General features: G+C 49.9%; 1 protein-coding gene. It reads left to right on the forward strand.

The annotated features are described in order from the left end of the window. Positions 1–310: 310 nt before the first annotated feature. Positions 311–3,085 carry a hypothetical protein gene (locus tag ACR2PX_RS28445; RefSeq protein WP_434002727.1) on the forward strand — a complete coding sequence of 925 codons (2,775 nt, stop codon included), beginning with the start codon at positions 311–313 and terminating at the stop codon, positions 3,083–3,085. Positions 3,086–3,364 lie beyond the last annotated feature (279 nt).

A 3,364-nucleotide genomic window follows, 5' to 3' on the forward strand; every position in this document is an offset into this window, starting at 1 on the left:
GAAAATATGCAGCCGATTTTAAAGAAAATATGACTATTCAGTTTGATAAGCTTCTACCCAGATGGAACTACACTGCCACTCCTGAGGCAGGGTGAAGTCAGGAAGTTATTTTTAGACAAATCCTTAAGAAGTAGGATAGTGAGTAATCAGGCTACTGAATTTTTGATATTTATTGGATGTCCCTTTTTTTCTCCGGATTTAGTGGATGTCCCTTTTTTCCTTTGGTGGATGTCCCTTTTTTCCTTTTTTTCTACTACTTTTAACCTATCGCTAAGGACGGTGCGTACTTTCCATTCAACGAGAAATTTCAGTGAAACCTGACATAAAGAAACCGTTAAAGTGGCAATGGCCATCGTCATTAGTTCGCAAAGCCTGCTCTCCGCTTCAGACAGGCATTCCTTTTGTTATAAGCCTGCTGCCAGTCTGTCTGGCCAACGCAGCCTTGGGACAGGAGCCGGTAGATGTAGGTAATGGCAATTTCAGCCATCTGCTCAGGAACGACATGAAGGGCCTTTATCGGCTGGTTGAGGATATCGACTTGGGTCAGCCTGAAAACGGCACTTTACGTTCCCCCTGGGAAACAGTGGGCAAACATAATAACCCATTCGAAGGCACTCTGGATGGCGACGGTCATATTATTTATGGGCTGAACGTCACTACCAAAGGTAACGGAGAGCCTGCCGGACTGTTTGGTTTTATGAGAGGTGCAAAGGTACGACACCTGATGTTTGTTCGCCCCTGGGTCTTGAGTACCGGAGAAGGCAGCCCTGCGGGTGCGGTGGTGGGCGAGATGGAGCACAGCGAGATTAGTCAATCCATCAATTATCTGGGACAGGTGGAAACTAATGGTTCTCGCTCTTATCTTGATAATAACTACTCGGCAGCCGGAGGACTGGCAGGTTGGATAAAGGACGACTCCCGTTTGGAAGATAGCCTGAACACCGGAGCCGTCAGTACAAAAGGAAACCATATCGGTGCCGGAGGAGGGGTGGGGTATGCTCTTAAATCCACGGTCAGCAACAACCTGAACACTGGAGCCGTCAGCGTAAAAGGAGACAATGTCGAAGTCGGAGGGGTGGTGGGGTTTGCTTCTAATTCCACGGTCAGCAACAACCTGAACACCGGGGCGGTTAGCATAAATAATGGGACACTGATCTATGCCGGAGGTGTGGTAGGGAGAGCTGATTCTTCTTCCACGGTCAGCAACAACCTGAACACTGGAGCGGTCAGCACAAAAGTAGGCTATGCCTATACCGGAGGTGTGGTAGGGAAAGCTGATTCTTCTTTCACGGTCAGCAACAACCTGAACACTGGAGCGGTCAGCACAAAAGCAGGCTCTGTCGGAGGGGTGGCGGGGGAAGCTCATTATTCCACGGTCAGCAACAACCTGAACACTGGAGCGGTCAGCAAGCTGAACACTGGAGTGGTCAGCGCAAAAGCAGGCTCTGTCGGAGGGGTGGCGGGGGTAGCTTATGCTTCCACGGTCAGCAACAACCTGAACACTGGAGCGGTCAGCACAAAAGGAGGCTCTGTCGGAGGGGTGGTAGGGAAAGCTGATTCTTCCTTCACGGTCAGCAACAACCTGAACACTGGAGCGGTTAGCATAGACGATGGATCTGCCGGAGGTGCGGTGGGGGTAGTGGGGGAAGCTGCTTCTTTTTCTTCTTCCTTCACGGTCAGCAACAACCTGAATACTGGTAACGTGACGGTAGGCAGCGGAACCCGGAATGATGAGGGTATCCTGGATGTTTCTCTGGAAACGCTGCGACAGGGACTGAACTATAACGATACTGGGCTGAACGATACTTTGTGGCGGGCGGGAGGCGATGACGAACTGCCGATGCTGACAGTGATTAATGCCGCTTACCGCGACTTGCAACGGATCAATGACACCCAGAACAATAACAGGTTTCCCGCAGAGCTGGACCTGTTTGCTGACCCCGGTGGTTCTATGGATGCCAGCCTGTTTGATCAGGAAACCTGGTACACTCGGGGTGGCTACCTGCCCTTTCCCAAGGGGTTCAGCCAGGGGAAGATAGAAAGCGTCGGGGGCGGTTTTGCCTTCTACGACTACTACTGTCTGTTCGACCCATTATCCGGCGTTATTGAACGCTTGCTGTTTGACGGCGAGCAGTACCAAGCCTTGGTCAACTCCACTGGTTTAAGCTATCGGGCTGCCTACGAACAAGATGGAAGCCTTGTCTCCCTGGAGCCATGCTGTCATGTCCACTCTTTTCAGGAACTCAACGACAACGGTGTCGTGGTGGATGCCATCACCCGTGATGGGGGTAGTTACTATATCGCATGGCATAAAAAAGACAGTGACCCGAGTGATCCGAATGCTTCTTTCCTGGCTCGGTATCTGGACTTTTATTCCGGCCTTGAGCTGGATGATGGGGACGACAGAATAGAGATTCCCACTCGCCCGATGGATATGTTTGTATATAATTACAGTCTTTACTTGGTTGGTTCTGACGCTATTCAGAAAGAGGATGGCACGTCTGTTTTCTCTGTTGAGGAAGGTGAGACTATCCTCTCCGCCAAGATACTGTGTGAAACACTCTATTTGCTGTTGAAGGTCGATGGCGGTTTACGGGTCAGGGCGACAAGCCTGAACGACCTGAACGAAGAGCCGATTAGTGAATTTATCTTCGTGCCAGTGGGTAATAGCAAGGTAGCTGGATTGCAAGCAAGCAATGGCAGAATTCATCTGCTGTTTGAGGATAATGGCCAAATTCACTGGCTGAAATACCATCTGAATGGCGAAAAAGACAGCGAGTACCGGGCTGAGCTTCCAGCGTCAGTCGACCTGAAACGCCTCGACCTGATTCAGGAACAAGTCATCGCCATGGGTTCGTTATTCCAATGCGAACAGCCCTGGTGGTCGCTGGTTACGGGTTTTGAAGAGATATTACCTACCACTGTCACCACGGCACCAAGCCCAGTGACAATCGACAGCCACAGCCCAATCGACAGTCCAATCGACAGCTCAATCGACAGTCCAATCGACAGCTCAGCGACTGTTGCGCCAATGCTGACCACCTTGGGCATTATGGGGTTGATCTATAGCGGGCTATTGCCGTAGGGCTTCAGACGCTAAAGCTAAAGTTTAGAACTGGAAGGGAATCCGGAAGATATAAAAAAAGGGCTCTTCAGGGGTATCTGTGGGTAGGAATGAACAATTTCGAGGATAAAAGGGCATCGACAGCTGACTTTTGATAGTTTTTGTTGAAGGATAAAAAAACAACAAAAGCCGCCGCCGATGCTCATAAAAACTATCCTCAATAAATGCCATAAACTCAAGTCATTTGTTTACGAAAAGGTTGAACTTGGTTTCTATCAAGGCTCCGAAGTCTTCAACGTC

It is taken from the genome of Endozoicomonas sp. (assembly GCF_051008435.1).
Classification (GTDB): Bacteria; Pseudomonadota; Gammaproteobacteria; order Pseudomonadales; family Endozoicomonadaceae; genus Endozoicomonas_A.